Origin of the sequence: Halorientalis sp. IM1011 (assembly GCF_001989615.1) — an archaeon.
Taxonomy (GTDB): Archaea; Halobacteriota; Halobacteria; order Halobacteriales; family Haloarculaceae; genus Halorientalis.
The window spans coordinates 541,612-567,563 of record NZ_CP019067.1 but is presented as its reverse complement, the minus strand read 5'-3'; the positions used below and the strand labels follow the sequence as shown (position 1 = coordinate 567,563).

The window sequence follows — 25,952 nt, the reverse complement described above, 5'->3', positions numbered from 1 at the left end:
GTTAACAATTGCCATGATAGACAGGCTTGAGAAGGAAGTAGATATGCTCGAGCGCCATCTGCAGGTCCTCCGGATGGTAATCGAGAACGAGCCGATCGGCATCGTCAAGATGTCGAACGAGACCGGCTACCCGCATCACAAGGTCCGCTACTCGCTGCGCGTCCTCGAAGAGGAGAACCTCATCGAGCCCTCGAGTCAGGGTGCCATCACGACCGAGCAGACCTCCGAGTTCGTCGGCGACCTCGACGAGAAGATCGACCACATCATCGAGAAACTCGACGACATGAAGATCGAAGACGTCGCCGAAATCGAGAACTGAACGGCGCTATCAGATTTCGGGCACGGAGAGGTTGAAGTTCTCCTCACGCGCTTCGACCAGACAGAGGTGGAACCCGTCTTTTCGGGAGAGTTTCACGAAGCTCTCGCGTTTGTCACGGCTGAGTAGCCCGCTGCCCGTCGCATCCGAGGCCGCCTCCATCGCCTCCGGTTCGAAGAAACTGGACGTGACGAGGAAGGACCCGGCCAGCGACTCCTTGGACTCGCCGACCCGCTGGGACGCCGAGATCAGTCCCTCCATCATGCTCTGACTGGCTGGCTGGCGTGACTCGTTCATGTTCGCGACGAGCAGCGGGTTGCCCATCCGATCCCGGAGCACCACGTCGAAGCTCTCCTGACTGCGGTGTTCCTCGCCGTCTTCCTGATACTTGACGGTGATCGCCCCGTTCAGTTCCGCCCGATCGATCTGCGGGAGCGCGTCGTACAGTGGTCCGAGCGCCTCCTGATGTCCCGTATCGCGGATCTCGTATGGGAGGACACGAACGACCCACTCGACGAAGTTGTACTGGATCGTGTCCGTCAGGTAGGCCGCGAACGGCTCCCCGTTGACCGCTACGTCCTCGGCCTCGAACTGGGTGTGATACTGGATCTGCATGTTATCGTTGACCGCACCCGCCTCGGCGTTCCCGGCGTGGGCCGCTTCGAGCGTCGCGTCGCCTTTCGACCGGTACCGGACGAAGAGGTTCGTGTTCTCGATGGCCTCGGCCGGACTGAGCCGCTCGCGGTCCGCGACCGACTCGCCGCCCTCCTCGGTCCGGAGTTCGTCGATCCGGCGTTCGAGCTGTTCGACCCGCTCGCGGAGTTCGTCACGCTCCTCTTCCAGCGCGTCCCGTTCCGCTTTCAGTTCGTCGCGCTCCTCCTCGGCCGTCTCCAGTCGGTCTTCGAGGTCCGCGATCTCCGTCTCCCGCGCTTCGAGTTCGTCCTCGAGCTCCTGGATTTCGGAGGGATCGACGCCGCCCTCGGGTTCGGGCTCCGGTCCGGTGTCGGCGGGCTCCCGTCGCGGTTCGCCCTGCTGTCCCTCTGCCGGTGGTCGGTCCGACTGGGCCTGGTCGGGTTCGCGCTTGGGTGTCCCCTGGCGCGGCGCGGCGTCGGTCCCCTGACTCGACGGTCCCGTGCCGCGGGCCGGTTCGTTCCCGGCTGATCCCGGATCCGGCTCCGAACGCGCACCGCTCCCGGCGGCCGGCGTCGGACCGGTGGGGGTCGGCCCCTGGCTGGCGCTCCCGTCGTCGCGCTCGTTCGTCCGGTCGGGATCCAGCGACGGGATCGATCTGGTCTCCAGTCCACTGACGTCGGTGGCGTTCTGCTGTTGTCGGCCGCGGGCTACGTCTCCCGTTCCCGACCGTGGTCCGCTCGCGCCCGCAGCCCCGCCGGTACCGCCACCGTTCCGCGCCCCGGTATCGCGCTGTGTGTCCTGGGTCGTCGGCTCCTGTGTACTGGAGCGCTGTCCTCGGGTCCGCGTGTCGCCGCTCCGCGACGACGCGCTCCGGTCGGCTCGGTCTCCCTGTCGATCCGTTCCCGTGGAGTCGGCCCGCTCGCTCTCCCGCCGCGAACTGCTGGACGCGTGACCCTCCTCACGCGTCTGCTCGGGATCGTCGTCCCGCGTCCGCTCCGCACGAGCGTCCGTCTCTGTGGTGGTCGCATCGTCGCCGCCTCGATCCCGGGTCTCGGCCGACTCCGACGCGGACTCGGACGAAACACCGTCTGCAGCCTCTGTCTCACCGTTCGCCGATGCCTCCGCTTCACCGCTGGCACGCTCCGACTCGTCGGCCGCCGGTTCGCTCGGCTCTGCTTCGTCGTCGGCCGTCACCGGTTCCTCCTCGGTTGGCTCTTCGTCGGCTGACCCCGTGTCGGCTGGCTCCGCGTCGGCTTCTGATTCGGCCTCGGTCGACGCCGCGGCCGCCGCGCCGGCCTCCGTCGTCGATCCGGTCGCGGGTTCGGCCGGTTCCGGGATCTCGATCACTTCGATCTCGACGGGGCGGACCTCGTAGATCCCGACTTCGTCGTTGGCCTGGTCGAAGGCCTCGTCGTCGATCAGCAGGTTGTCGCTCGCGCCGACCCAGGCGACGCTCATCGAGCGGCCCTGGTGGTAGACCAGATAGTAGTCGCCGCTGAGGACGTTCTCGGACAACTCGACGAACCCCGTGAAGTTCCCCTGTGTGAGTGTCCGGTCGACTTCCTCGATGCTCGTCTCCTCGGTGTAGTACTGTGCGCGGACCTCGTCGCTGCGCTCCTGCATGACCGAGAGCAAGGGCAGCGCCGGGGAGGGGGCCTCGTAGGCGGTCCCCTCCGCGTCCTCGAAGTCCTCGATGGTACCGTCGAGGATGCCGATCACTCGGCCGGAGGTCATGCAGAGCCGCGTCGGTCCCGCCGCGACGATACCGGAGAAGTCGTCGTCAGCAAGGTCGTGCAGGCCGCGGTACCCGCCCGAGAAGGGTCGGGAGTCCCAGTCGTCGACCTGCTCGACCGCGCGTGTCGTCATTGATAGGAACAAGTTCCATGCGGTCCTAATACTTTGCGGGGAAAACGCGGTCAGTCACCGGTGGACCGAGGGCCTCGACCGGACGGGCGGGGTCACCGAGTCGCCGAGCGGATCGCTCCCGTGTTCGTAAGGTTCAATGCCGCCAAGTGTGGACGAGATAGCATGGAACTGCGGGTCATCGAGAAGACCGACACGGAACTCTCTATCGAGATCGCGGGCGAGGATCACACGTTCATGAACGTCCTCAAGGGCGCACTGCTGGAAGCCGACGGCGTCGAGGCCGCGACTTACGACGTGAATCCCGAACAGTCCGGTGGCCAGACCGAACCGATCCTGACGGTCAAGACCGAAGACGACGTCGACGCGCTCGACGCACTGGAGACCGGCGCAGACCGCGTCATGGAGAAGGCCGACGACTTCCGGACCGCCTTCGAGGCGGCGGCCTAACAGACGATCTGCGTCACGTAGAGCACGCCGTCGGGGCCTGCGTGTACGTCGACGCCGACGAGGCCCTCGGACTCTTCCTCGAACGAACTGGTCCCCGTCCGGGTCGCGACGAGCCGTCGCGCGAGTTCGCGTTCGGTGTCGGGTGTGTCGCCTGCCCGCTCCGGATCGAACGAGAACGTCGCCGGGGTGTACCCGTCCGCACACCTGTCACCCAGCCGGTCGTCGACCGCTGACCGCTCGATCGTCAGATTCTCGTCGCCGTACTCCGCGCGCACGACCTGCTGGTTGACGTAGGTGGCCGCGGACACGACATCGCCGTCGCTCGTCAGGTTCGCGTAGCCCTCGCTCTCACGCTGGGCGTTCAGCTCCTCGACGTAGGCCGATTCCACGTCTTCCAGCGCCAACCCGTCCGCGGCGGTGGCGTTCCCCGGAACCGGCGGCGCGGGTGAGATGCCGGGAATCTGGACGACGCCCAGGAAGCCGAGCGCCAGGTACGCGACCAGTGCGGCGACCGCGAGAAACAGCAGGGCGAGTTTGGCGTCGATGACCTCCAGATAGCTCACGTCGGCGCTGGGGGTCCGGCCCGAACTGTCCTCGAGCATCTCCTCGACGATCTCGTCCTCGTCGTAGCTCAGCGCCCGGCGCTCCAGGGTCGGGTTCCCACACCGGTCACAGGGCGGCGTGTGCTTGGGGTGGTCGTTGCCACACTCCGTGCAGATCCAGGCGTAGGTCTTGGTGGCCTCCTCGTCCTCGGCCTCGGGAGCCAGCGGCACGACCGCCTTCTCGAACTCGCTGTGGCCACAGTTGTCACACGGCGGATCGTTGCGTTCGTGTGGCTTTCCACAGTGCTCACACCGCCACTTCATCGCACTGACGGAGGAACCGGTGGACGGAAAGCCTGTCGGTCGGACGACGTGACCGTCGGGACGTGGGTAGACGAGCAAGCGGTGAGAAAGAGCGATGTGAGGGGAGGAACGGCGGCCTCAGAACAGCGCAGCCGCGGCGTCGAAGGCCGTGCCGGAGATCATGCCGAAGGCCGGCAGCAGGAGGAAGGTCGCGATGGCGGCACCGACGACGGCCGCGTAGAGGCCGGTCGGGTACGAGGCGACCTCGAAGTCACCCGCGGGCTCTTCGATCCACATCGCCTTGACGACCCGGGAGTAGTAGAACAGCGACAGCGCGCTGTTGATGATGAGTGCGGCCGCCAGCAGCCACGCGCTCAGCGTGGCCGCGCTCGCGGTCGCCGACAGCAGCGCCCACTTCGAGAGCGCGCCGCCGCCGATCGGCAGGCCCGCGAGGCTGAACAGGAAGATGGTCATGGCGACGCAGGCGATGGGAGCCTGTTTCGCCAATCCGTTGTAGTCCTCGAAGGTGCGACCGACGCCCCAGTACTCGACCAGGGCGACGAACAGGAAGGCTCCGGTGTTCATGAACCCGTAGACGAACAGGTGGAGCATGCTGGCTCCCAGCGCGTAGCTCTGGTTGGCCGACCCCGTCAGCAGCGCGATGCCGATCAGCGCGTAGCCGGCGTGACCGATCGAGGAGTACGCCAGCATCCGCTTGACGTTCTCCTGGGTGGCCGCGGCGAAGTTGCCGAGCGTCATCGTCACCAAGGCGAGCACGGTGAAGGCCATCGCCCAGTCGAGCGTGCCGGCGACGACCTCGATCGGGAACGCGGTGACGAACACGCGGAACGCGAGCACGAACCCGGCGGCCTTCGAGGCCGACGAGAGGAACCCGGAGATAGGCGCGGGCGCGCCTTCGTAGGCCTCCGGTGCCCAGAAGTGGAAGGGCACGGAGGCGGTCTTGAACGCGAACCCGCCGAGCACCATCAGGATGCCGACGCCGAGGACGCCGGAGTTCTCGATGCCCGCTCCTAGGACCTCCGCGACGGCGTCCAGCTGCAGCGCGCCGGTCGAGGCGTAGACGAGGCTGATCCCGTAGGCCAGCACCGCCGAGGAGACCGCGCCGATCAGGAAGTACTTCATCCCGGCCTCGACGCTCCCCTGGTTGTCCTTGAGGTAGGCCACGAGACCGTAGGACGGCAGGCTCGACAGTTCCAGCGCGACGAACGCCGTCGCGAGGCTGTTTGCCGAGGCCATCACGGACATCCCGGTAGCCGCGAGCAACACGAGCGCGTAGTACTCGGCCTGGTTCGGCCGGCCCGACAGGTAGTCGTAGCTGGCGAGGGTGACGAGCGCGGCCACGCTCGTGAAGATGAACGTGAAGAACAGGCTCATCCCGTCGACGACCAGCTGGCCGCTGAACAGCTCGATCGGACCGCCCGTCCGGGGCATCCCCGTCCCGGAGACCAGATACCAGCCCGTGACGACCATCGCCAGCACCGAGCCCAGCGTCGCGACGCCCGCGAGCAGGCCCGGTGACTCGTCGTTCGGATCGACGCTGTCGATCAGGAACAGGGTCAGCGCGGTCAGCCCGAGCAAGATCGCCGGGGCCAGCGCCGTCCAGTCGGGCAACGTGCCCGAGGTCTGGAGTGCGATCATCAGGCACCACCTCCCTGTACGAGTTGGATCATCGGATCGACTGCGTCCTGTATCATCGTGTAGAACAGATTAGGTGCGACGCCCAGCGCGATGACGAGCGCCAGCAGCACGAACAGCGGCGCGACGTCCTGCAGCGGGGCGCGCCCGATGTCGTAGTCCGTTTCGAGCCGGAAGGGCCCGAACAGCGTCTTCTGCATCGCACGCAGCAGGTAGCCCGCGACGATCACGATGCCGAACATCGCGATCGCGGTGAACAGCGGCGCGGCCGGAATGATCGGGGATTCGAACGCGCCCATGAACACGAGCACCTCTGCCGCGAATCCGGACATCAGCGGCAGGCCCATGTAGCCGAAGGCGGCCGCGACGAACACGCCCGCGGTGACGGGCATCCGGTCGGCCATCCCGGACATGTCGCCGATCATCCGGGTGTGGGTCTCGTTGTAGATGACGCCGACCGCCATGAACATCAGCCCGGAGATCAGCCCGTGGCTGACCATCTGGAACGTCGCCCCGCCGAGTCCGTGGGGCGTGAACGCGATCAGCCCCAGGATGACGTAGCCCATCGAGGAGATGGAGGAGTAGGCGACGATCCGCTTGAGGTCCTGCTGGGCCAGCGCCAGCAGCGCCCCGTAGATCACCGAGACGACTGCGAAGATGGCGATGAGCGCGGCGTTGGCCTCGGCCACGTCGGCGAGCATCGTGAAGTTGAACCGCAGCAGCGCGTAGGTCCCCATCTTTAGCAGGACGCCAGCCAGTAGCACCGACACCGGCGTCGGTGCCTCGACGTGTGCGTCCGGCAGCCACGTGTGGAAGGGGACGACCGGCACCTTCACCGCGAAGCCGAAGAACAGCGCGGTGAACGCGGCCAGCTTGATCGTGCCCGGCGCGAAGCCGGCGACTTCACCGAGCTGGCCGGCGGCGAGCGCCTGCGCGACGGCGGGCAGGCCGAGCGAGGTCAGCGAGTCGCCCAGGCCGAACACCAGCGTGAAAAAGCCCGCGAACATCACGAGGCTCGCCACGTTGGTGTAGACGAAGAACTTGATCGCGGCGTACTTCCGGCGCGGGCCGCCCCAGACGCCGATGAGCAGGTACATCGGCACGAGGACGGCCTCCCAGAAGACGAACCACAGCAGGAAGTCCAGCGCGGAGAAGACGCCGATCAGCGCGGCCTGCATGAAGAGCACGAGGCCGTAGAACTGGGACTGCCGTTCGTCGATCGGCGTCCACGCGCTGACGATCGCCAGTGTGGTCAGGATCGTCGTCAGCACGATCAGCGGCATGCTCACGCCGTCGAGGCCGACGTGCCAGTTGATCGCGTACGGCCCGAGCGTGATCCAGCTCGCCATCGTCTCGAAGGCGGGCTGACTCCCTGCGAGCAGGGCGTTGCCCGTCCCCTCGAAGACGCTGTACATCCACAGGCTCACGCCGACGGGCACGAGGCTCATGACGGCCGCCAGCTTGCCGGCGTACTCGTCGGGAGTGAGGAAGACGAGGCCCGCCGCCATCAGCGTGAAGACGATGAGCAGTTCGACCAGCATTCAGAACCACCCCCCGAGGATGCCGAAGGCGACCAGCAAGAGCACGAGCCCGACGGTCAGCAGGGTCGCGTAGTTGCTGACAGCCCCGGTCTGGATCCGGCGGACGCGGTCGCCGGAGAACAGACTCACACTGGAGACTCCGTTGACCACGCCGTCGATGATTCCCTGATCGAACGTGTCGGCCACGCGGGCGAGCGGAAGGGTCACACCCGTCGCCAGCCACACCTGATACTCGTCCTGGTAGTAGTTGTGCATGAGCAACGTCCGGAGTCCGCCGAGTTTCTTCGTGTGTTCGACCGGTTCGTCGACCGCGTACAGCTTGTAGGCCAGCCCGGAACCGGCGAGCGCCAGTCCCAGCGACAGCGCCGCCGAAATCAGTAGTGTCGGAATCTCACCGCCCGCGATGTAGACCGACTCGTAGGGCAGCAAGTCCTCGTACACGTGCAGGCCCGTCAGGAACTCTGCGTTGACGATCTCGGAGCCGACCAGCCACTTGTGGAGGAAGTCGATCTCCAGCCCGGACAGCTTCGCGACCGGCACCATGTTGATGAAGCCGATGGTCGCGGCGAGGATTCCCAGCACGGCCAGCGGGAGTTTCACGTTCCAGCGCACACCGTGGGGGTCTTCGGCCGTGTCCGTCCGTGGCTCACCGTGGAAGGTCAGGAAGACCATCCGGAAGGTGTAGAAGCCGGTCAGGAACACGGCGAGCAGGCCCATCGCCCACGCGATCAGGATGACGGGACTGCCGAGGCCGTGGATCAGCGCCTCGTACAGCACTTCGTCCTTGGACCAGAAGCCCGCGAACGGGAAGATCCCAGCAAGCGCGAGCGAGCCCGAGAGGAAGGTCCAGTAGGTCACGGGCATCTTCTCCTTCAGGCCGCCCATGTCCCACATGTTCTCGTTGTGGTGCATGGCGATGATGACCGACCCCGCGCCGAGGAACAGGAGCGCCTTGAACACGGCGTGGGTGGTCAGGTGGAAGACCGCGGCGACGTACCCACCGGAGCCCAGCGCGAGCATCATGTACCCGTACTGGGAGATGGTGGAGTACGCGAGCACCTGCTTGAGTTCCTGTTTGACGACGCCCATCGTCGCCGCGAACAGGGCGGTGAAGCCGCCGATCAGGGCGATGATTCCCATCGTCGTCGGCGTCAGCAGGTAGAACCCGTACATGCGCGCGACGAGGTAGACACCTGCCGCGACCATCGTCGCTGCGTGGATCAGCGCCGAGACGGGAGTCGGACCCTCCATCGCGTCGGGCAGCCACGTGTGCAGCGGGAACTGCGCCGACTTGCCGACGACCCCGCCCAGCACGAGCAGTCCGAGGATGGTGAACCAGGTCTGTGCGCCGAAGCCGAAGAAGCTCTCGCCGGCTTCGAGCGCCTGCGCGGCCATGGCCGGGAAGCCGCTCTCGGTGACGAACAGGCCCGTCCCGAAGGTGGCGAAGATGCCGACGACGCCGATCAGGAAGAAGAAGTCACCGAAGCGGGTGACCAGGAAGGCCTTCTTCGCGGCGCTGGGCGGTGCGTCCTCGCGGAACCAGAAGCCGATGAGCAGGAACGAACAGAGGCCCACCAGCTCGAAGAACATGAACGCCATCAGGATGTTGTCCGCGAAGACGAAGGCGAGCATGCTGAAGCTAAAGAGCGAGAGCGAAGCGTAGTACCGGGGGAGCCCGGTCTCGTCCTCGTCGTTCATGTAGCCAAGCGAGAAGACGAACACGAGAAGCGAGATCAGCGAGACGATCAACAGCATCAGCGCCGAGAGGGGGTCGATGTAGACCCCGAGGTGGAGATCGAACGTGCCGATCCCCGTCGCGAACTGCCATATCTCCTCGTGATAGGCCGTCTCCGAGCCGAGGATGCCCGCGACCGTCAGCGCGGTCCAGATCGAGATGAGCAGGGAGCCGGCCGTCGCGAAGATGCCGGCCAGGGCCCCTTTCTTGGGCATCCACTTCCCGAAGGTCAGCGCGACCACGAACGATACGAGTGGCAACACCGCGATCGCCGGAACGAACTCGAATGCACTCACCATCTTACCACCTCATTGTCGTCGGTTTGGTCACGTCGATGTCTCCGAAGTTACGGTACAGCACCAGGATGATACCGATCCCGATCGCGACTTCGGCGGCGGCGAGCGCCATCAGGAACAGGGAGAACACCTGGCCCGTGAGGTTCCCCCACTGGAGGGAGAACGCCACGAAGTTGACGGCGGCCGCGTTGAGCATCAACTCGACCGACATCAGGAATCGCAGGGCGTTGCGCCGGGTCAAGATCCCGAACAGGCCGATGCAGAACATCGCCGCCGTCAGCAACAGGTAGTACTCGGCGGGTACCATCAGCGCTCACCCCGTTCCGTCGTGTGGCCGCCGTCGGTGAGTACGCCGGCCGACTCGTCGTCGCGTTTCGCCAGCATGACGGCCACGTCCAGTGCGGCGTCCAGTGCGATCGCGATGACGATGAACGACACCAGGAACTCCTCGGTCTCCAGTGCAGTCTGGCTCGCGAGGTCGAACATCGCGTAGCCGATGCCCGCGGTGATCGACGCGTCGGGGAACCCGGCCGCCGATCCGAAGGAGGAGCCCAGGAACACGGCCGCCAGCACGGCGAACAGTCCCAGCGCCGCGACGCCGGCCGTCCAGTTGACGTCGTCCGCCAGCCGTGGTCGGGTCGTCATGTGGTCACCTCGCGTGCCTCGTTCGGGTCTTCGCTGCGGGTGAGCATCACGGCGAAGGTGATCAGGATCAGGACGCCGCCCACGTACACGAGTATTTGCATGGTGGCGACGAACTCCGCCTGCAGCATCACGTAGTGGATTGCGACGCTGAGCAACGCGACACCCAACAGCAGCGCGGAGTGCCACACGTCCCGTAACAGGACGACGCCGAGGCTGCTCGCGATTGTGACGAACGCGAACAACCCAAATGCTATGGTTTCGTACAGTGCCATCTTACATCACTCTCCTATCGGCGGGCCTTTGAAGATTTCTTTATCAGATTCGTGCTCGTGTCGTCGAAACCGTGTTCTCCACCCGAAACGGGCCGTTTCCTTCCCGACAGAAATATAGAAAATGTGACGGTATCACACTCCGCTCCAGCTTGCCGCCCCTCCTCACCGGTCGACTTCCCCGAGAACCACGTCGAGACTGCCCAGTGACGCGATCATGTCCGGTAGGTACTCTCCTTCGGCCATCTCCGGCAGCGCGTGGAGGTTGTGGAAACAGGGGCTGCGGATCTTGAACCGGGCGGGTTTGGCGGTCCCGTCCGACCGGATGTACACGCCCAGTTCGCCTTTCGCCCCCTCTACTGCGCGGTACACCTCCGTGTCGGGGTCGGGCTTGAGCGTGCGCGGGACGTTCGACTGGATCGTCCGCTCCTCGTCGGGCCAGTCCTCCAGCAGGTCGACACACTGGTCGACGATCTTCGCCGACTCCTCGACCTCCCGGAGTCTGACGAGGACGCGCGCGTAGTTGTCACAGCCGTCCTCGGTGGCCACGTCCCAGTCGAGTTCCGGATAGTAGCCGTAGGGATCGTCCCGCCGCACGTCGTAGTCGATCCCCGACCCGCGCGCGACGGGGCCGGTCACCCCGTAGTCCTTCGCGACCTCGGGATCGAGATATCCCGTGTCGACGGTCCGGACCTGGAACACCTCGTTGCTCGTCAGCAGGTTGTGGTACTCCTCTAACGCCCGCGGGAGTTCGTTCGTGAACTCGCGGATCTTCTCGAAGAACTCCTCGCGGGGGTCGGGCAGGTCCCACGCGACCCCACCAAGCCGGAAGTAGTTGTACATCATCCGCTGGCCGGTCAGGTCTTCGAGGATGCTCTGGACCTTCTCCCGGTCCCGGAAGGTGTACATGAAGGTCGCGGTGAAATCCCCGTTGACGTCGAGCGAGAAGGTTCCCAGCGCGAGGAAGTGACCCGTCATCCGCGAGAGTTCCACCCCGAGCGTCCGCAACACCTGGGCGTAGTCGGGGACCTCGATGTCCGCGAGGTCCTCCGCTGCCCGCGCGTACGCCCACTCGTTGGTCATGTTTGCCGTGTAGTCCCAGCGGTCCGGGTAGGGCATGATCTCGTGTCGGTAGTGGCCTTGCTGGGCCATCTGCTCCTCACACCGGTGTAGATAGCCGATATCGGGCTCCACGTCCAGCACTTGCTCGCCGTCGAGCACTGTCTCGATGTGGAGGACGCCGTGGGTCGCCGGGTGGTGGGGCCCGATGTTGACGAACATCGTGTCCGGATCCCCCTCCGAGGCCGCCTGCGTGTCCTCGAGGAGCGGGTTGACGTTCTCCCGGATCGGGACGATCTGGGGTTTGGTCTGGTCGTAGTCCAGCGAGAGCGGGTGACCCTGCCACGTTTCGGGTAACAGGATCCGCACGAGATCCGGATGCCCCTCGTACTCGATGCCCACCAGGTCGTAGGCCTCTCGTTCGTGCCAGTTCGCCGTCTCGAACACGGGTGACGCGGTCTCAGATACCGGCTCGGTCTTGCTCGTCGGGACGACGACGCCCACCTCCTGGGTCCGGTCGGCGTACTTGGTGAGGTGGTAGATCGACTCGTAGCGGTCCTGATACTCCTGGGCCGTCAGCAGGGAGAGGTGGTCGAAGCCCGCCTCGTCTCTCAGCGTCGAGAGGACCTCCTGCACGTCGTCCGGGCGGATAACGAACGCCTCGGCGTTGACGTGGTCCTCCCGATCCAGCACCGCGTCACCGAGCAGGGACGCGAGTGCGTCGTAGTCGACCGCGCCGTCCTCGGTCTCGCCCGCGTCGCGGGTCGGATGTTCGAGGCTCATGATGGGACCCCCGGCGGTGTCGGCCGTTCCAGCCAGGTACCCCTGCTAGCACGCGGCCGCGAATAAACGCTGTTTGCGGGTCGCTACAGGATCCTGTCCCGGTAGTTGCACTCTCGAAAAACAGCGAGCAGCCGCTTACTGGTAGTCCAGTTCGCCTTCGCCTTCGCCGATCCACGCGCCCCGGTCCGGTTCCCGCGGTTCGAGCGGGTCGACAGCGACCACCTTTTTCCCGTTCGGGTCGCCTGCGGCGACCACTCACGGCAAAAACGTGGGCGAAAAAGGCTGGCCTCGCTTCGTCGCCGGCGCGTCGCGCCGGCTGCCTGCGGGACCTTCGGTCCCGCTCTGCTCGGCCAGTGAACCGCGCTCCCGTCGGTCGCGCGGATGCTTGGCTACTGGTAGTCCAGTTCGCCTTCGCCTTCGCCGATCCACGCGCCCCGGTCGGGTTCGCGGGATTCGAGCGGGTCGATGTCGTTGTACCAGGGGACGTTCTTCAGCTGTTCCTTGTTGTAGGCGAGTTCGTCCTTCGTGTCGGCGGTGAACTCGAAGTTCTGGGTCAGCAGGATGGCGTCGACGGGACAGACCTCCTCACAGAGCCGGCAGTAGATGCACTGCCCGATGTGGAGGTTGTACTCCTCGCCGTTGCGCTGTTCGTCGGTGACGATCTGGATCGTGTCGTTCGGACAGACGTTCTCACACTGCCGACACCAGATACACCGCTCCTGACTGAACTTGTGGACCCCGCGGAACCGCGGGCTCACTTCGGGTGCTTCTTCGGGATACTCGACGGTGAACGTCTCCCCGTCGAGCGCGTGTTTCATCGTCGTCGCCATGGATTTGAGCAGTCCGATCATGTTACACGACCACCCCGACGATGACAGCCGTCAGGATCAGGTTGGCGAAGGAGAGCACGAGCATCCCCTTCCAGCCGATTTCGATGAGCTGATCGATACGCACCCGGGGGAGCGCCGACCGCGCCCACTGGGTGAACAGGAAGACGGCCCAGATCTTGATGAGGAACCAGACGATCCCGGGCAGGACCGGTCCGGCCGGGCCGCCGAGGAAGATCGTCGCGATGATCGCCCCGCCCAGGAAGATGTGGATGAACTCCCCGAGGTACATCAGGACGAAGTAGACCGAGGAGTACTCGGTCTGGTAGCCGGCGACGATCTCGGTCGGCGCTTCGGGCGTGTCGAACGGGTTCCGTCCGACCTCCGCCAGGTTCGCGACCAGGAAGAGGACGAACGCGAACGGGTTGACGAACGCGTACCAGGACGGGATCGGGATGCCGGCGATCGTCGCCAGCGTCCCGCTCTGGGCCGCGACGATCTCGCTCAGCCGGAGCGTCCCCGCGAAGATCACGACGGACGCCCCAGTCAGCACCAGCGGAATCTCGTAGGCCAGGTTCTGCGCGACTGCGCGCAGACCGCCCAGCATCGAGTACTTGTTGTTCGAGGCGTAGCCGGCCATCACGAGGCCGAGCGACGCCAGCGAGGCGACCGCGAACACGTACGCCAGCCCCGCCTCGGGGTCGGCGACCTGCACGCCGTTGCCCATCGGGATGACGGCGAAGCCGAGTAACGCCGATCCGGCGATCAGAAGCGGCGCGAGGTCCCACGCCGGCCGGTCGACCTCCTCGGGTACGATCAGTTCCTTCGAGAGCAGGCGCACCGCGTCGGCCACGATGACCATCAGCCCGAACGGCCCGATCCGGTTGACTGCGATCCGGTCGGTAAAGGCCGCCGTGATCTTCCGTTTTGCCCACGGGCCGGCGATCGCGACGTTGAGGAGCATGAACGTACCCACGATCGCCGACGCGATCAGCGCCGCGACGAAAAACTGCAGCGGGTCGTTCGCGTTCAGTCCGAGCAGCCCGGCGATGGTGTCCGACAGCGTCATTACCGATCCACCTCGCCCATGATCGTGTCCAGACTACCCAGCGACGCGATCAGGTCCGCGATGTACTCGCCCTCGGCCATCTCCGGCAGCGTCTGCAGGTTGGAGAAGGAGGGTCCGCGGATCTTGAACCGCGCGGGCTTGTCGGTCCCGTCCGAGCGGATGTAGATCCCGAGTTCGCCCTTCGCGGCCTCGACGGACTTGTAGATCTCCGTGTCCGGCTCGGGCTTGATCGTCCGGGGGACGTTGGCCTGGATCGTCCGGTCGTCCTCGGGCCAGTCCTCCAGCAGGTCGACACACTGCTGGATGATCTTCGCCGACTCCTCGACCTCCTGCAGGCGAACCAGCAGGCGGGCGTAGTTGTCACAGCCGTCCTCGGTGACCACGTCCCAGTCGAGTTTGTCGTAGTAGCCGTATGGGTCGTCCCGGCGCACGTCGTAGTCGACGCCCGACCCGCGGAGGACGGGCCCGGTCGCGCCGTAGCTCTTGGCGACCTCGGGATCGAGGTACCCCGTGTCGACGGTCCGGACCTGCATGATCTCGTTGCTGGTCAGCAGGTTGTGGTACTCCTCCAGCCGCTCGGGCAGGTCGTCGATGAACGCCCGAATCTTCTCGAAGAACTCCTCGCGGGGCTCGGGCAGGTCCCACGCGACCCCGCCCAGTCGGAAGTAGTTGAACATCAGCCGCTGGCCGGTCAGATCTTCGAGGATGTTCTGAACCGTCTCCCGGTCCTGCATCCCGTACATGAACGTCGCGGTGAAGTCGCCGACGATGTCCAGCCCGTACGCGGCCACCGCGAGCATGTGCGAGAGGATCCGCGAGAGTTCGGCGGACATCGTCCGGACGACCTGCGCGTACTCCGGCACGTCGATGTCGGCCAGCTCCTCGGCCGTCCGGGCGTAGGCCCACTCGTTCAGCAGCCCGGCACCGCCCCAGTCCCAGCGGTCGGGGTATGGCATGATCTGGTGGCGGTAGGTGCCCTGCTGGCACATCTGCTCTTCACAGCGGTGGATGTAGCCGATGTCGGGTTCCACGTCGGCGACCTGCTCGCCGTCCAGCGTCACCTCGACGTGGAGGACGCCGTGGGTCGCCGGGTGGTGGGGCCCGATGTTGAGCAACATCGTGTCGCTGTCGTCGGGGGCCCGGTGGTCCTCCTCCAGCGGGTTCTTGTTCTCACGCAGGGTGACGATCTGGGGTTTGGTCTGGTCGTAGTCCTGCGAGAGCGGGTGGCCCTGCCAGGTCTCGGGCAGGAGGATCCGGCGCGGGTCGGGGTGACCCTCGTACTCGATACCCACCAGGTCGTAGGCCTCCCGCTCGTGCCAGTCGGCCGTTCGGAAGACCGGTTCGGCCGACTCCGAGACGGGGTCGTCCTTGCTCGTGGGGACGACGACGCCGACCTCCTGCGTCCGGTCGGCGTACTTCGTCATGTGGTAGATCGTCTCGTAGCGATCCTGGTACTCCTGTGCGGTGACGCAGTTGCAGTTGTCGAAGCCGGCCTCCTCTTTCAGCGTCGAGAGGACTTCCTGAACGGCGTCGGGGCGGATCACGAACGCTTCGGCGTTGACGTGGTCCTCCCGGTCCAGCACGGCGTCACCGAGCAGGGATTCGAGCGCGTCGTAGTCGACACTGCCGTCGTCCGCGACGGCGAGTTCCTGCGTGGTTGGTTCCTCTAAACTCATGGCGAATCCACCCAGTTGTACCGCATCACGAGGTCGTCCGTGTCGATCTGGTCGGCGAGTTTCTCGACGAGTTCGTCCCGTTCGAGGTCACCGAACTGTTCGAGTTCGTACGGCTTGACCGTCACGGGCGCGGACTCGCCGTTGGCGACTCGCTCCTGAAGCTTGGCGATGCCGTAGATGAGCGCCTCGGGACGGGGCGGACAGCCCGGCACGTGGATGTCGACCGGGATGACCTCCTCGGCCCCTTTGATGACGTTGTACCCCTCCTGGAACGGACCGCCGGAGATGGTACACGAACCCATGCCGACGACGAACTTGGGTTCGGGCATCTGGTCGTACACCCGTTTCATCCGCGGGGCGAACTTCGAGACGATGGTCCCGGGGACGATGATCACGTCGGCCTGTCGCGGCGAGGCCCGCGGGACCCCGGCCCCGAACCGGTCGAGGTCGTGTTTGACCGAGTACGTGTGCATCATCTCGATGCTGCAGCAGGCGATCCCGAACTGCAGCATGAACATCGACGAGCCCCGCACCCAGTTCATGAACTTGTCGAACTTGGTGAGGATGAACGGGGACGAGCCCAGCGCCTTCCGGAGCGGGGAGTTGAACCGGTTGTCGGCTCCCTCGCCCATCCGGGCTTCCTGTGTCGACTGGGTGTCGGCACCGACCGTGTCCGTCAGTTTGTCTTGGCTACTCATGTGTTATCTGGCATCTTTCCGCGTCTCGGCCCGCGGCGAGCGGACCCACTTGACTGCGCCGTTGCGCCACGCCCACCCGAGACCGACGACGAGAATTCCGATGAACACCAGCATGGGAGCGAGAACTCTCGTGACCCCGACGCTCTCTACCGCGCTGCGGTAGATGACCGTCCACGGGAAGATCAGGACGGTCTCGATGTCGAAGATCAGGAACAGCAGCGCGACCATGTAGTACTGGATGTTGAACTGAATCCGGGTGTCACCGGTCGGAATCTCACCGCTCTCGTAGGTGGAGCGTTTTCCCTGTTCGGGCACGCTAGGCCGGAGAAGTTTCGATACCGCCATCATCCCGACTGGGATGAGAAGACCGACCAGCGCCAGCGCCCCGATGGCTATCCATGGATTGCCCATCCGTGTACACCTATCGTTGAACGCGTACGGAACGGTGGCATATAAGGGTTCATAGATCCCACCGCCCGGAAAAACCACGGCTTAGACCGTTGACAGGTGCCCTCGGTCGTCAACGGGCCGATCAGGGTCGGTCGAACTCCGCCAGCTGGTAGTCCTGATCGGGCGCGTCCACCGCCAGCGCGAACGGCCAGTCGGCCTTGAGACAACTGGTCGGTCCCGTCCCGTTGCCCGATACCTGCAGTTCCATCGTGTAACAGGTCTCCCCTGCCACTGTCGCAGTCCCGGTGATCTCCGCGGTCGCGCGGTCCCAGTCGGGCGAGAACCCGTCGCCGACCGTCACGTCGTCTCCGTCGATCTCCCACGACTCCCCCACACGCAGCTCCTGTCCCGCGGCCAGCACGACCGGCGTTCTGACGTACAGGAACGGTTCGCCGACCCTATCCTCGCCGATCAGGTCCGCGAAAATCTCTCCCTGTGGGGCCGCAGCGGTCGTCGAATACCCGCCGGCGCTGGCGTTGACGGCCACCTGCTCAGGACTCGTGTCGCTCGTCCCCGTCACGATCCACGCTATCGGGACCGTCCCGTTCGACAGTCTGGCCTCGTATCCGTACGCCTCGCCGTCGTCGAACTCGTAGTCCAGTTCCACCCTGTCACTGCTCCCATCGCCGTCCGCACTCCCGTCGTCGTCACCGGCTGCAGCATCGTCGGTCGCTGCGACAGTCCCGTTCGCCGTCGGTGTCCCCGTGGCCGTGTCGGCAGGAGTCCCGCCGGCACCGCCGCCGCTACAGCCCGCCAGAACCAGCAACAGCGCCAGTACTACTGTACCCCCGACCGTGCGCGTCCGCAGTGTCCCCATGACTCCCCGTACTGCAGTTTACGGTTTAGTTTTTATTGCATACGTTTGGAAAACTAGTGGTCTCCGGATCGCGTGACCGAAGTGGGATTCAGGGACGCGTGTAGTCGGTCATCGTGTACGTCGCGGTCTGGGTCGACTGACTCCCGCCGACCTGGGCCTGGGTCGTGAAGGAGACGGACAACGCGAACGGCCAGTCTTCCTTGACACAGCCGCTGAAGGGCCGGTCGTCCGATTCGAGTTCGATGTTGGCACACTGACTGCCCGCGATCTGTGCGGTGTCGTTCACGGTCACGGTGATCTGATCCTCGGTCGCCTCCTCTCGATCCGTGAACTGGAGGTCGCTACTGGTCACCGTCCAGGACTCTCCGGGGTCGAGGGACTGTCCGTCGGCGAGCAACTGCGGAACCTGTCCCGCCACGAAGGGAAGGACGGTGAAGAGCTGGGTCTCGTTCAGTTCCCTGAATACGTTCCCCTGGGGGCCGGTGAAGGTCGAGGTCGTGGCCTCTCCCGCCGCACGGCTCACGACTTCGACGGTGACCGCTCCGTCGCTAACGTCCGTGACGGTCCAGGTGAACTGGCTCGACCCGCCCTGTACCGCCTCGCTCTCGTACGTGTAGGACTCACCTTCGGTCCACTGGTAGTCGAGCGACGGCACTCCCGCCTCCGAGTCCGTCTCGCCGCCGTCGGTCGATTCGACCGTCTCGGTCGGTTCGTCGGCCGTCGTCTCCGTCGGTGTCGGACCGCCACCACCCGAACAGCCCGCCAGAACCATCGTCGCGGCCAGCAGTACCGCGACGAGGACTCGTCTGTTGCCGAAATCTACCATACGCCGGCTATGTCGGATCCGTTGAAAAATCTATGGGCTCGGACAGATTCTACTCGTCGGACTCGGGGCGCTTCCCGTCTCACTCGTCCCGGTCCCTGAATCCGGGCGTTCCGAGTTCGTGGAGGTCCCGTGATACGTCACCTACGCCGTCCTGGAGCCCCTCGTGGTAATCGACCAGCCGGTCGCGCAGTGCCTCGTGCTGGCGCGCGAGGTACTGGACTGCGGACAGCGCGGCGTTGAACGACTTCCCGGCGTCGACGGCGGTCAGCGGCGCGCCCTGTGGCATCCCGATCACCGAGTCGACCGACTTCTCCTGGACCGGGACGCCGATCACCGGCAGTGGGTAGGCGATGGAGGCTGTCATGTTCGGCAGGTCCGCCGACTTTCCGCCCGCGCCGGCGATGATGACGTCCAGCCCGCGCTGCTCGGCCGTCTCCGCGTACGCGTACATCAGTTCCGGCGTCCGGTGGGCCGAGACGACGAAGGTCTCGAACGTGAACCGCGCCTCGGGCGGGTCGTCGAAACTGGTCTGTTCGGCAAAACCCAGCTCCTCGGTCAGGCAGTCGTAGGCTCCCGGCCGGCCAGACTCCGACCCGGCCATCACGTCCAGGTCCGAATCCGAACCCATGACGATCCCGATCTCGGGCGTGTCTTCGGTCGGTCTGTCGCGCTCTGCCTCCTCGCGTAGCTCCTCGATCAGTGATTGAACGTTCTCGCTCATTTGAAAGTGAGTCCGTCGCGCAGGTTTCGTGCCGATGCCAGCAGGTCGTCGGTCCCATCGTCACCGGTCAGCGTGACGTGGCCGGTCTTCCGGAGCGGGTAGACCTCGCGTTTCCCGTACCAGTGGAGGTGCGCACGGTCGCGCTCGAAGACGGCTTCTTCGCCTGTCAACCGCGCCTCTCGACGCTCCTCGCCGTCGCCGAGGATGTTGACCGATACGGTGGGATCGCGTCGTTCGGTCGATCCCAGCGGCCGACCCGTCACCGCCCGGACGTGCTGTTCGAACTGGGAGGTGTGACAGCCCTCGATGGTCCAGTGCCCGGAGTTGTGCGGGCGCGGCGCGATCTCGTTCAGCAGGATCGCCTCGCCCGTGTCGAACAACTCGATGCCGTAGACCCCTCGCCCCTCCATCTCGGCCAGCACGTCTTCGGCGACATCACGGGCGGCCTCGATACGCTCGTCGGTCGCTCTCGGCGGCGAGACGGATTCCCGTAGGATCTCTTCCTCGTGGATCGTCTCGGTGACGGGGAAGGTATCGGTCTCCCCCTCGGTCTTACAGCCCATCACCGCCAGTTCGCGCTCGAAGGGGACGAACGCCTCGACCATCGCCGGGCCGGCGATCTCGTCCATGGCCGACTCGGCGTCCTCCCGGCTCTCGACGAGGACGTTGCCGCGCCCGTCGTAGCCGCCCTCGCGGGCTTTCAGCATCGCGGGCGTTCCCAGATCGTCCAGCGCTGCGTGGAGGTCCTCGGTCGAGTCGACCTGTCGGAACTCCGGGACCGGGATGCCCGCGTCCTGCAGGCGTTCCTTCTGGACGAGTTTGTCCTGTATCGTCCGGAGCGTCGCCGGTTCGGGGTGGACCGGGACGCCGGTCTCCTCGCTCACCGCTTCGAGCATGTCGGGGTCGGCCAGTTCGATCTCGAAGGTGAGGTAGTCGGATCGCTCCGCGAGCGCCCGCAGTGTCTCGCGGTCGTCGAAATCACCGACGAGCTGGTCGCGGACGACCGGCGCGGCCGGCGCGTCGGGCGTCGGGTCGGAGACGACCACCTCGACCCCGAGCGGCGCCGCGGCTTCGCCGAGCATCCGCCCGAGTTGCCCGCCCCCGACGACGCCCAGGGTCGGTCCTGGCGACGTGAGTGTCATCGCTCGGCGCTTTCCCGGGCACGCGCTTAAGGATTGTCAACCCGGGAGCGCGGGGCGGCGAGGGACGGACTTACGCGTCCGGCGGCGTCGCCGACGCGTTCACCTCGCCCACGTAGTCGGGGTGGATGAGGAAGACGGTCTCGGTCCCGTAGGTCCGGAGTTCGTAGGTCGCACTCCAGTACTCCGGGAACTGCTCACGGGCCTGTCGCTCCTCGTTGACCGCGTTGTCCTCGTCGTCCTCGTCGTGGGCGCGAACGATAACGATCGGTGGCTCGGATTCGGCAGCGGCTTCGAGGTCGGGGGAGCCGTCCGCACAGCCCACCTCCGCCCCGGATTTGTTGAGATACCACGGGAGCGGCAGGGAGTTGAACCAGTCCGCACACGCGGGCGAGAGGGTGATCCCTCGCTCAGATTTCGGGACCAGCTGGGAGTCCCGCGGGTAGCCGTCGTAGACGAAGTCCGTCGTCCCGTTCGTCCCCCCGTCGACGAAGAAGTCCCCGTAGAACAACACGTCGGTTCCCTCGTTCGCGTCGACGGCCCGCTCCATACTGTCCAGCGCGGGGCGCACGTCGTCGCCCGGCTGTGCGTACTGGACCAGGGCGTTCTCCCCCTCCTGGGCCTGTGGGGCGAGATACACCCCGTAGACACCCATGCCGACGACGAAGCTGACCGCGACGATCACCACGACAGCGGCCGCGCCCATCGCGACCGGGTCGTCGTCGGCGACGGCGTCCCGACCCCACCGGAGAACGAGTGCGAGTCCGACCGCCGCGGGAATCGCCAGCGGCACCACGGCGTGCATCGTCGCCCACGGGGCCTGGATGTCAGTGACGATGGGATACCCCAGAATCGAGACGAACCCACAGTAAAACGAGAAGGCCACGAGGTCACGCGGTCGCTCGCCCGTGTATCGGTCGACGACGAATCCGATCACCGCGAAGACACAGAGTGCGAGCGCGCCGTAGCCTAGCGTTTCGGCGAAGTCACCGAGATACGGGAGGTAGGCGTGACTCTGCATGTCTTCGCCGATCCACAGTCCGTAGAACTCCTTCCACGAGCCGACGATGGCGCGGTCGACGACGGTGACGAACATCCCGAGGTCGGCTCCCCCGATGGCGTTGTACAGGCCCACGTCGCCAGGATCGCCGTCCCGCGGTCCGTAGAAGAACACGATGATCGCGAAGAACTCGACGACCGCCAGCAGGATCCAGTGGAGCCAGTTCCAGACGCCGTAGACGAAGCCGACGAGACGGTCCTTCAGAATAGTCGTCCACGCGGGTTCGCCCTCGCGTGCGAGGAACAGGCGGTGATCGAGCAACAGAACGAGGGCCCCGATCCAGGTGACCGGGTAGATCAGCGCGTTCTCCTTGGCGGTCAGCGCGAGCGCGAAGGCTCCGACGCCCAGAAACAGGTATCGTGGTTGCCTGAAGTCGATCAGCCGGACGAAGGCGACGACCGCCCCGAACATGAAGAAGGCGACGATGGGGTCGCCCCGCATGAACCGCGAGTAGTACAGCAGGATGGGATTGGCGGTCAGAAAGAGCGCGAGCAAGACGACCTCGATATCCCGGAGGCGATGCCGGAGGCCGAGCGCTGCCAGCGGCGTCAGTCCGCCGAGCAGTGCCACTATCGCTCGCATCGTGAAGTCGCTGGCACCGAAGACGCTGAACAGGAGGCTGTTGACGTGGTGGTAGAACGGGCCGTGGATGATCCCGCGATAGGCGTAGTCGCCGGTGTGGAGGTACTGGAGGATCCACCAGCCGACGCGGCCCTCGTCCCAGTGGGCGATCCGCTCGCCGAGGAGCAGGAAGCGGGCGAACAGCGCGAAGGCGGTGATGGCGGCGACGACCAGCAGGAGGCGGTCGACGCCGAACCAGGTGGGGAGGGCGGACTCGGACGGCTGGGCGGCGGGCTCCGTCGCGGAATCGTCGTCGGCCGTTGCCATTGTGGATGCAGTCTGGCCGGGGATTTAGAATCCTTCTGGTTGCAAACGAACACTCTCTCGCGGCGGACAGGATGGTGCGACCGCCGAACGGTATTTCTTTAGGTCGCGGTTGCTATCGCGGACACATGGTACGGCTCGGACTGGTGGTCGCGGAGTTCAACCGCGACGTCACCGAGGAGATGGAGGCGGCCGCGAAGGCGCGCGCCGACGAGTTGGGCGTGGAGATCGTCGAGACAGTCCACGTTCCCGGCGCGTACGACTCGCCGCTGGCCGCCGACCGGCTGGCACGCCGGGACGACGTGGACGCGGTGGCCGTCGTCGGCGCGATCAAGTCCGGCGACACCGACCACGACCAGGTGATCGGCAACGCCATGGCCCAGGGGCTGACCGACGTGAGTCTCGATCGGGACACGCCCGTGACGCTCGGCGTCACCGGCCCCGGCATGAGCATGGACGAAGCCCGCGCCCGCACCGACTACGGTGCCGCCGCACTGGACGGAGCCGTCGACCTCGTGGAGGAACTATGACTATGGACTTCGCATCCCGCGTACAACGAGTGGAACCGAGCGCGACCCTCGCGATCAGCAACCTCGCCGCCGAACTCGAAGCCGACGGCGTCGACGTCGTCGACCTCTCGGTCGGCGAACCCGACTTCGACACCCCACAGAACGTCAAAGACGCCGGCGAGCAAGCACTGGAAGCCGGCCACACCGGCTACACGTCCTCGAACGGCATCCCCGAACTGAAAGGGGCCATCGCCGACAAACTCGCCGCCGACGGCCTCGATCACGACACCGACGAGATCATCGTCACTCCCGGCGGCAAGCAGGCTCTGTTCGAGATCTTCATGAGCCTGATCGACGACGGGGACGAGGTCTGCCTGCTCGACCCGGCGTGGGTCTCCTACGAGGCGATGGTCAAGATGGCCGGCGGCTCGCTCTCGCGGGTCGACCTCTCGCCCCACGACTTCCAGCTCGAACCCGCACTGGACGCCCTCGGCGACGCCGTCTCCGACGACACCGAACTGCTGGTCGTCAACTCCCCGTCGAACCCGACCGGCGCGGTCTACTCCGACACCGCCCTCGAAGGGGTCCGGGATCTGGCTGTCGAACACGACATCACGGTGATCTCGGACGAGATCTACAAGGAGATCACCTACGGCGTCGAGCCGACGAGTCTCGGTACCCTCGACGGCATGGCCGACCGGACGATCACGGTCAACGGCTTCTCGAAGGCCTACGCCATGACCGGCTGGCGGCTCGGCTACTTCGCCGGTCCCGAGGAACTGATCTCCCAGGCCGGCAAACTCCACAGCCACTCGGTCTCATGTGCCGTGAACTTCGTCCAGCACGCGGGCGTCGAGGCCCTGGAGAACACCGACGAGGCCGTCGTGGAGATGCGCGACGCCTTCGAGGAACGGCGGGACATGCTCGCCGACCTGTTCGCCGACCACGGCGTCGACGTGCCCGTCGGCGACGGCGCGTTCTACATGATGCTGCCCGTGGACGACGACGATCAATCGTGGTGTGAGGGAGCTATCGAGGACGCCCACGTCGCGACGGTGCCCGGGAGCGCGTTCGGCACCCCCGGCTACGCGCGGCTCTCCTACGCCGCGAGCAAGGAGCGCCTGCAGGAAGGCGTCGAGCGACTGGCCGAGAACGGCTACATCTAACGAGCGGTCCGCCCCCGATTTTCCTGCCGCAATCGCCCATCACTGGCGAGTATCCCTCACCTCGTGACGGAGACACGGCAACACATCGGCGACGGTGACACCCTACGTTGCCTCGAGAATCCGGGGCGAGATCTCGCAGACCCACAGAAACCCGAAGGCGATCCCGACTGGGAGGAGAGATATCTGAGCCAGTCCGAGGGTTCCGGCATCCGGTGGTGCGACGAACTGCCCGAGTATCACCGCGGTCAGACTCCCGACGGCGATCGCACCTGCGACGTTTTCGGCAGTACTGCGGTTCTGCGTTCGCGGCCCGATTCGGTTCCGATAGTACAGGTACACCAGAACCGCCGGGACGAACACCGTGACGATAGTTGCGATGCTCCCTGCATACACCGCATTCCGGCTCGAGGCGTCGTAGTACGTCCAGACCCCGGTCGACACACCCGCCAGGAGGAGGGGTAGTACAAATGCGACGGGGCTCAGGGGGATCATCGGCTGACGTTCCTTCCTGTTGTCGTATCAATTTTGGTGAAGATGTCACGGAGTGGAACACGTTTACTATAGCGATATTTGCTGTACTCGCGAGATCGGAACCAGATTCAGGTGGGTGGACGTCGAACCGGACGTATGGCCAACGTTCCCGACGAGGCCGAAGACCTGCTCACCGGCGAACCGCTCGTGGCCCACCTCGCGACCTGCCGGGACAGCCGACCCCACGCCGCGCCGATCTGGTACGTCTACCGGAAGGGGCGATTCGAGATCGCGACGACCGGCGAGAAACTCGAAAACATCCGCCAGAACCCCGCCGTCGCGCTCTCGATCCAGAAGGACGAGGACGGCGACCCGCAGTGGGGGATGACCGTCCGCGGGACGGCGGACGTCGTCACCTCCGAGAGTGAGCGGATCAACCGTCGCCTCAACGAGAAGTACGGCGCTGACGACGACGCCTGGGAGGAAAATACCGGGGTCCGGATCGAGGTGGGATCGGTCGACTACTGGACCTACTGAGCGTCAGTCACAGCGCTCCGTACAGACCCGGTCGATGATCTTCCCCGTCGAGAGGAGTTCGTCGTCGCGGACTTCCTCCCGGCCGGAGGCGCGCTCGACCCGGCAGTCGAGGCCGGCGTCGGCGAGCGCCCCCGCGAGCTGCTCCTCGTCGTGGTGCTGGTCGAAGCCAAGCGCGATCACGTCGGGGTCGATCTCGCGGATCGGGACGAAGAAGTCCTCGGGGTGGCCCACGCGGGCCTCGTCGACTGCCTCCAGCGCCGCCACCATGTCCCGACGCTGGCGATTGGAGAGGATGGGTTGCTCCTTGTGAGTCACGTTCTCCCGGCGGGCGACGATGACGTGGAGTTCCTCGCCCATCCCGGCGGCTTCTTCGAGGTAGTGGACGTGGCCGGGGTGGAGGATGTCGAAGGTCCCCTGTGCGACGACGGTCGTCATCTGAAGCCCCCGTCGAACTCCTCGTCGCGCAACTCGGCGTCGATGTCGGCCTGCGTGAAGTCGAAGAACTCCTCCTCGGGGAGGTCGATGTCGATCACGTCCAGATCCCTGGGGTTCCCTTCCTGGTCGAAGGCCTTCCAGTCGGTCTTGCCGTAGGGTGCGCCGACGATGATGTGGACCTTCCCCTTGTTGAACGTCTGGAGGTCGGCGTCGCTCGGGCGGAGGACGCCGTTGGGATGGGAGTGGACCGACCCGGCTGCGCGCATGTCGTTGGGGACCATGTTCGTCTTGACGGTGGCGCTGACGGGGTTGGACTCGGTGCCCGGGATGACGAGCACGTCGGTGATGACGGTGCCGTCGCGTTCGAGGCCGACGTTGCGGGCGCTCTCTCCTCTGAGGAGGCCCATGTACTCGTTGGGGTGTGCGTCCTCGGAGGCTTCCAGCGCGAACTCCAGGGCTTGTTCGGCGATCCCGAGGATTTCGCCCGACCGGAACAGCCGCATGCCACAGTCTGGGGTCGGTTGCCTTCTAAGCGTTCCGGATGCGCCGGGACCGACCCGTCAGCGTTTCCAAAG

General features: G+C 65.7%; 27 protein-coding genes and 1 pseudogene. 5 read left to right on the top strand and 23 right to left on the bottom strand.

Going from position 1 to position 25,952, the window contains the following annotated elements; genetic code table 11:
* Positions 1–13 precede the first annotated feature (13 nt).
* Positions 14–319, top strand: a complete 306-nt coding sequence (locus tag BV210_RS02830; RefSeq protein ID WP_077205179.1) for a hypothetical protein — start codon at positions 14–16, stop codon at positions 317–319.
* A 9-nt stretch (positions 320–328) separates the two neighbouring features.
* On the opposite strand, the gene BV210_RS02825 is transcribed toward BV210_RS02830, so the two are convergent.
* Positions 329–2,815 (bottom strand): hypothetical protein, encoded by a 2,487-nt coding sequence (locus BV210_RS02825; protein ID WP_077205178.1) that lies wholly within the window; start codon positions 2,813–2,815, stop codon positions 329–331.
* Between the two features lie 162 nt (positions 2,816–2,977).
* On the opposite strand from BV210_RS02825, the gene BV210_RS02820 reads away from it, so the two are divergent.
* Positions 2,978–3,262 (top strand): DNA-directed RNA polymerase subunit L, encoded by a 285-nt coding sequence (locus tag BV210_RS02820; RefSeq protein WP_077205177.1) that lies wholly within the window; start codon positions 2,978–2,980, stop codon positions 3,260–3,262.
* Here BV210_RS02820 and BV210_RS02815 read toward each other — a convergent pair.
* The 19 genes and pseudogenes from BV210_RS02815 to BV210_RS02730 all read right to left on the bottom strand — a co-directional run bounded on the left by BV210_RS02815 (position 3,259) and on the right by BV210_RS02730 (position 22,262).
* Positions 3,259–4,128: a hypothetical protein gene (locus BV210_RS02815; protein ID WP_077205176.1), complete on the bottom strand. Its 870-nt coding sequence runs from the start codon at positions 4,126–4,128 to the stop codon at positions 3,259–3,261. The two genes, BV210_RS02820 and BV210_RS02815, sit on opposite strands and share 4 nt — an antisense overlap.
* Before the next feature lie 117 nt (positions 4,129–4,245).
* A complete protein-coding gene (locus tag BV210_RS02810) occupies positions 4,246–5,766 on the bottom strand; it encodes an NADH-quinone oxidoreductase subunit N (protein WP_077205175.1) in 1,521 nt (506 codons plus the stop codon).
* Positions 5,766–7,304, bottom strand: coding sequence for a NuoM family protein (locus BV210_RS02805; RefSeq protein WP_077205174.1), 1,539 nt, complete (start codon positions 7,302–7,304; stop codon positions 5,766–5,768). The genes BV210_RS02810 and BV210_RS02805 overlap by 1 nt, the downstream gene beginning before the upstream one ends.
* Positions 7,305–9,338, bottom strand: a complete 2,034-nt coding sequence (nuoL, locus tag BV210_RS02800) for an NADH-quinone oxidoreductase subunit L (RefSeq protein WP_077205173.1) — start codon at positions 9,336–9,338, stop codon at positions 7,305–7,307.
* Between the two features lies 1 nt (position 9,339).
* Positions 9,340–9,642 carry an NADH-quinone oxidoreductase subunit NuoK gene (gene nuoK / locus BV210_RS02795; RefSeq protein WP_077205172.1) on the bottom strand — a complete coding sequence of 101 codons (303 nt, stop codon included), beginning with the start codon at positions 9,640–9,642 and terminating at the stop codon, positions 9,340–9,342.
* The gene (locus BV210_RS02790) at positions 9,642–9,980 is read right to left on the bottom strand and encodes an NADH dehydrogenase (protein ID WP_077205171.1); all 339 of its coding nucleotides are present in this window, start codon (positions 9,978–9,980) and stop codon (positions 9,642–9,644) included. The genes nuoK and BV210_RS02790 overlap by 1 nt, the downstream gene beginning before the upstream one ends.
* A complete protein-coding gene (locus BV210_RS02785; RefSeq protein WP_077205170.1) occupies positions 9,977–10,252 on the bottom strand; it encodes an NADH-quinone oxidoreductase subunit J in 276 nt (91 codons plus the stop codon). The genes BV210_RS02790 and BV210_RS02785 overlap by 4 nt, the downstream gene beginning before the upstream one ends.
* Before the next feature lie 162 nt (positions 10,253–10,414).
* Complete coding sequence (locus BV210_RS02780; protein ID WP_077205169.1) at positions 10,415–12,091, bottom strand: NADH-quinone oxidoreductase subunit D; 1,677 nt, start codon at positions 12,089–12,091, stop codon at positions 10,415–10,417.
* Positions 12,092–12,226: 135 nt separating this feature from the next.
* A pseudogene (locus tag BV210_RS20865) lies at positions 12,227–12,301 on the bottom strand (NADH-quinone oxidoreductase subunit I); the annotation flags it as partial.
* A 179-nt stretch (positions 12,302–12,480) separates the two neighbouring features.
* Positions 12,481–12,942 (bottom strand): NADH-quinone oxidoreductase subunit I, encoded by a 462-nt coding sequence (locus tag BV210_RS02775; protein ID WP_077205168.1) that lies wholly within the window; start codon positions 12,940–12,942, stop codon positions 12,481–12,483.
* 1 nt (position 12,943) lies between these two features.
* Positions 12,944–13,987 carry a complex I subunit 1 family protein gene (locus tag BV210_RS02770; RefSeq protein WP_077205167.1) on the bottom strand — a complete coding sequence of 348 codons (1,044 nt, stop codon included), beginning with the start codon at positions 13,985–13,987 and terminating at the stop codon, positions 12,944–12,946.
* On the bottom strand, positions 13,987–15,663 hold the full coding sequence (locus BV210_RS02765; RefSeq protein WP_077205166.1) for an NADH-quinone oxidoreductase subunit D: 1,677 nt from the start codon (positions 15,661–15,663) through the stop codon (positions 13,987–13,989). Before BV210_RS02765 ends, BV210_RS02770 begins: the two co-directional genes overlap by 1 nt.
* Positions 15,660–16,361, bottom strand: a complete 702-nt coding sequence (locus tag BV210_RS02760) for an NADH-quinone oxidoreductase subunit B (RefSeq protein WP_077205165.1) — start codon at positions 16,359–16,361, stop codon at positions 15,660–15,662. Before BV210_RS02760 ends, BV210_RS02765 begins: the two co-directional genes overlap by 4 nt.
* Before the next feature lie 3 nt (positions 16,362–16,364).
* Positions 16,365–16,772 carry an NADH-quinone oxidoreductase subunit A gene (locus tag BV210_RS02755; RefSeq protein WP_077205164.1) on the bottom strand — a complete coding sequence of 136 codons (408 nt, stop codon included), beginning with the start codon at positions 16,770–16,772 and terminating at the stop codon, positions 16,365–16,367.
* A gap of 121 nt (positions 16,773–16,893) precedes the next feature.
* Positions 16,894–17,628 carry a hypothetical protein gene (locus BV210_RS02750; protein ID WP_077205163.1) on the bottom strand — a complete coding sequence of 245 codons (735 nt, stop codon included), beginning with the start codon at positions 17,626–17,628 and terminating at the stop codon, positions 16,894–16,896.
* Positions 17,629–17,716: 88 nt separating this feature from the next.
* Entirely contained in the window at positions 17,717–18,454 is a 738-nt protein-coding gene (locus BV210_RS02745) for a hypothetical protein (RefSeq protein ID WP_077205162.1), read from the bottom strand.
* A gap of 79 nt (positions 18,455–18,533) precedes the next feature.
* Complete coding sequence (locus BV210_RS02740; RefSeq protein ID WP_077205161.1) at positions 18,534–19,175, bottom strand: AIR carboxylase family protein; 642 nt, start codon at positions 19,173–19,175, stop codon at positions 18,534–18,536.
* Complete coding sequence (locus tag BV210_RS02735) at positions 19,172–20,317, bottom strand: 5-(carboxyamino)imidazole ribonucleotide synthase (RefSeq protein ID WP_077205160.1); 1,146 nt, start codon at positions 20,315–20,317, stop codon at positions 19,172–19,174. The genes BV210_RS02740 and BV210_RS02735 overlap by 4 nt, the downstream gene beginning before the upstream one ends.
* Positions 20,318–20,387: 70 nt before the next feature.
* Complete coding sequence (locus BV210_RS02730; RefSeq protein WP_077205159.1) at positions 20,388–22,262, bottom strand: flippase activity-associated protein Agl23; 1,875 nt, start codon at positions 22,260–22,262, stop codon at positions 20,388–20,390.
* A 125-nt stretch (positions 22,263–22,387) separates the two neighbouring features.
* Here BV210_RS02730 and ribH point away from each other — a divergent pair, with 125 nt between their 5' ends.
* Positions 22,388–22,789: a 6,7-dimethyl-8-ribityllumazine synthase gene (gene ribH / locus BV210_RS02725; protein WP_077205158.1), complete on the top strand. Its 402-nt coding sequence runs from the start codon at positions 22,388–22,390 to the stop codon at positions 22,787–22,789.
* Positions 22,786–23,934 (top strand): pyridoxal phosphate-dependent aminotransferase, encoded by a 1,149-nt coding sequence (locus tag BV210_RS02720; protein ID WP_077205157.1) that lies wholly within the window; start codon positions 22,786–22,788, stop codon positions 23,932–23,934. Before ribH ends, BV210_RS02720 begins: the two co-directional genes overlap by 4 nt.
* A gap of 102 nt (positions 23,935–24,036) precedes the next feature.
* Here BV210_RS02720 and BV210_RS02715 read toward each other — a convergent pair whose 3' ends face one another.
* Positions 24,037–24,426, bottom strand: coding sequence for a hypothetical protein (locus BV210_RS02715; RefSeq protein ID WP_157525777.1), 390 nt, complete (start codon positions 24,424–24,426; stop codon positions 24,037–24,039).
* 135 nt (positions 24,427–24,561) lie between these two features.
* Between BV210_RS02715 and BV210_RS02710 the strand changes: the two genes are divergently transcribed.
* Entirely contained in the window at positions 24,562–24,942 is a 381-nt protein-coding gene (locus BV210_RS02710; RefSeq protein WP_077205155.1) for a pyridoxamine 5'-phosphate oxidase family protein, read from the top strand.
* A 3-nt stretch (positions 24,943–24,945) separates the two neighbouring features.
* Here BV210_RS02710 and BV210_RS02705 read toward each other — a convergent pair whose 3' ends face one another.
* Positions 24,946–25,377: an adenylyltransferase/cytidyltransferase family protein gene (locus BV210_RS02705; protein WP_077205154.1), complete on the bottom strand. Its 432-nt coding sequence runs from the start codon at positions 25,375–25,377 to the stop codon at positions 24,946–24,948.
* Entirely contained in the window at positions 25,374–25,880 is a 507-nt protein-coding gene (locus BV210_RS02700; protein ID WP_077205153.1) for a Mov34/MPN/PAD-1 family protein, read from the bottom strand. The genes BV210_RS02705 and BV210_RS02700 overlap by 4 nt, the downstream gene beginning before the upstream one ends.
* Positions 25,881–25,952 lie beyond the last annotated feature (72 nt).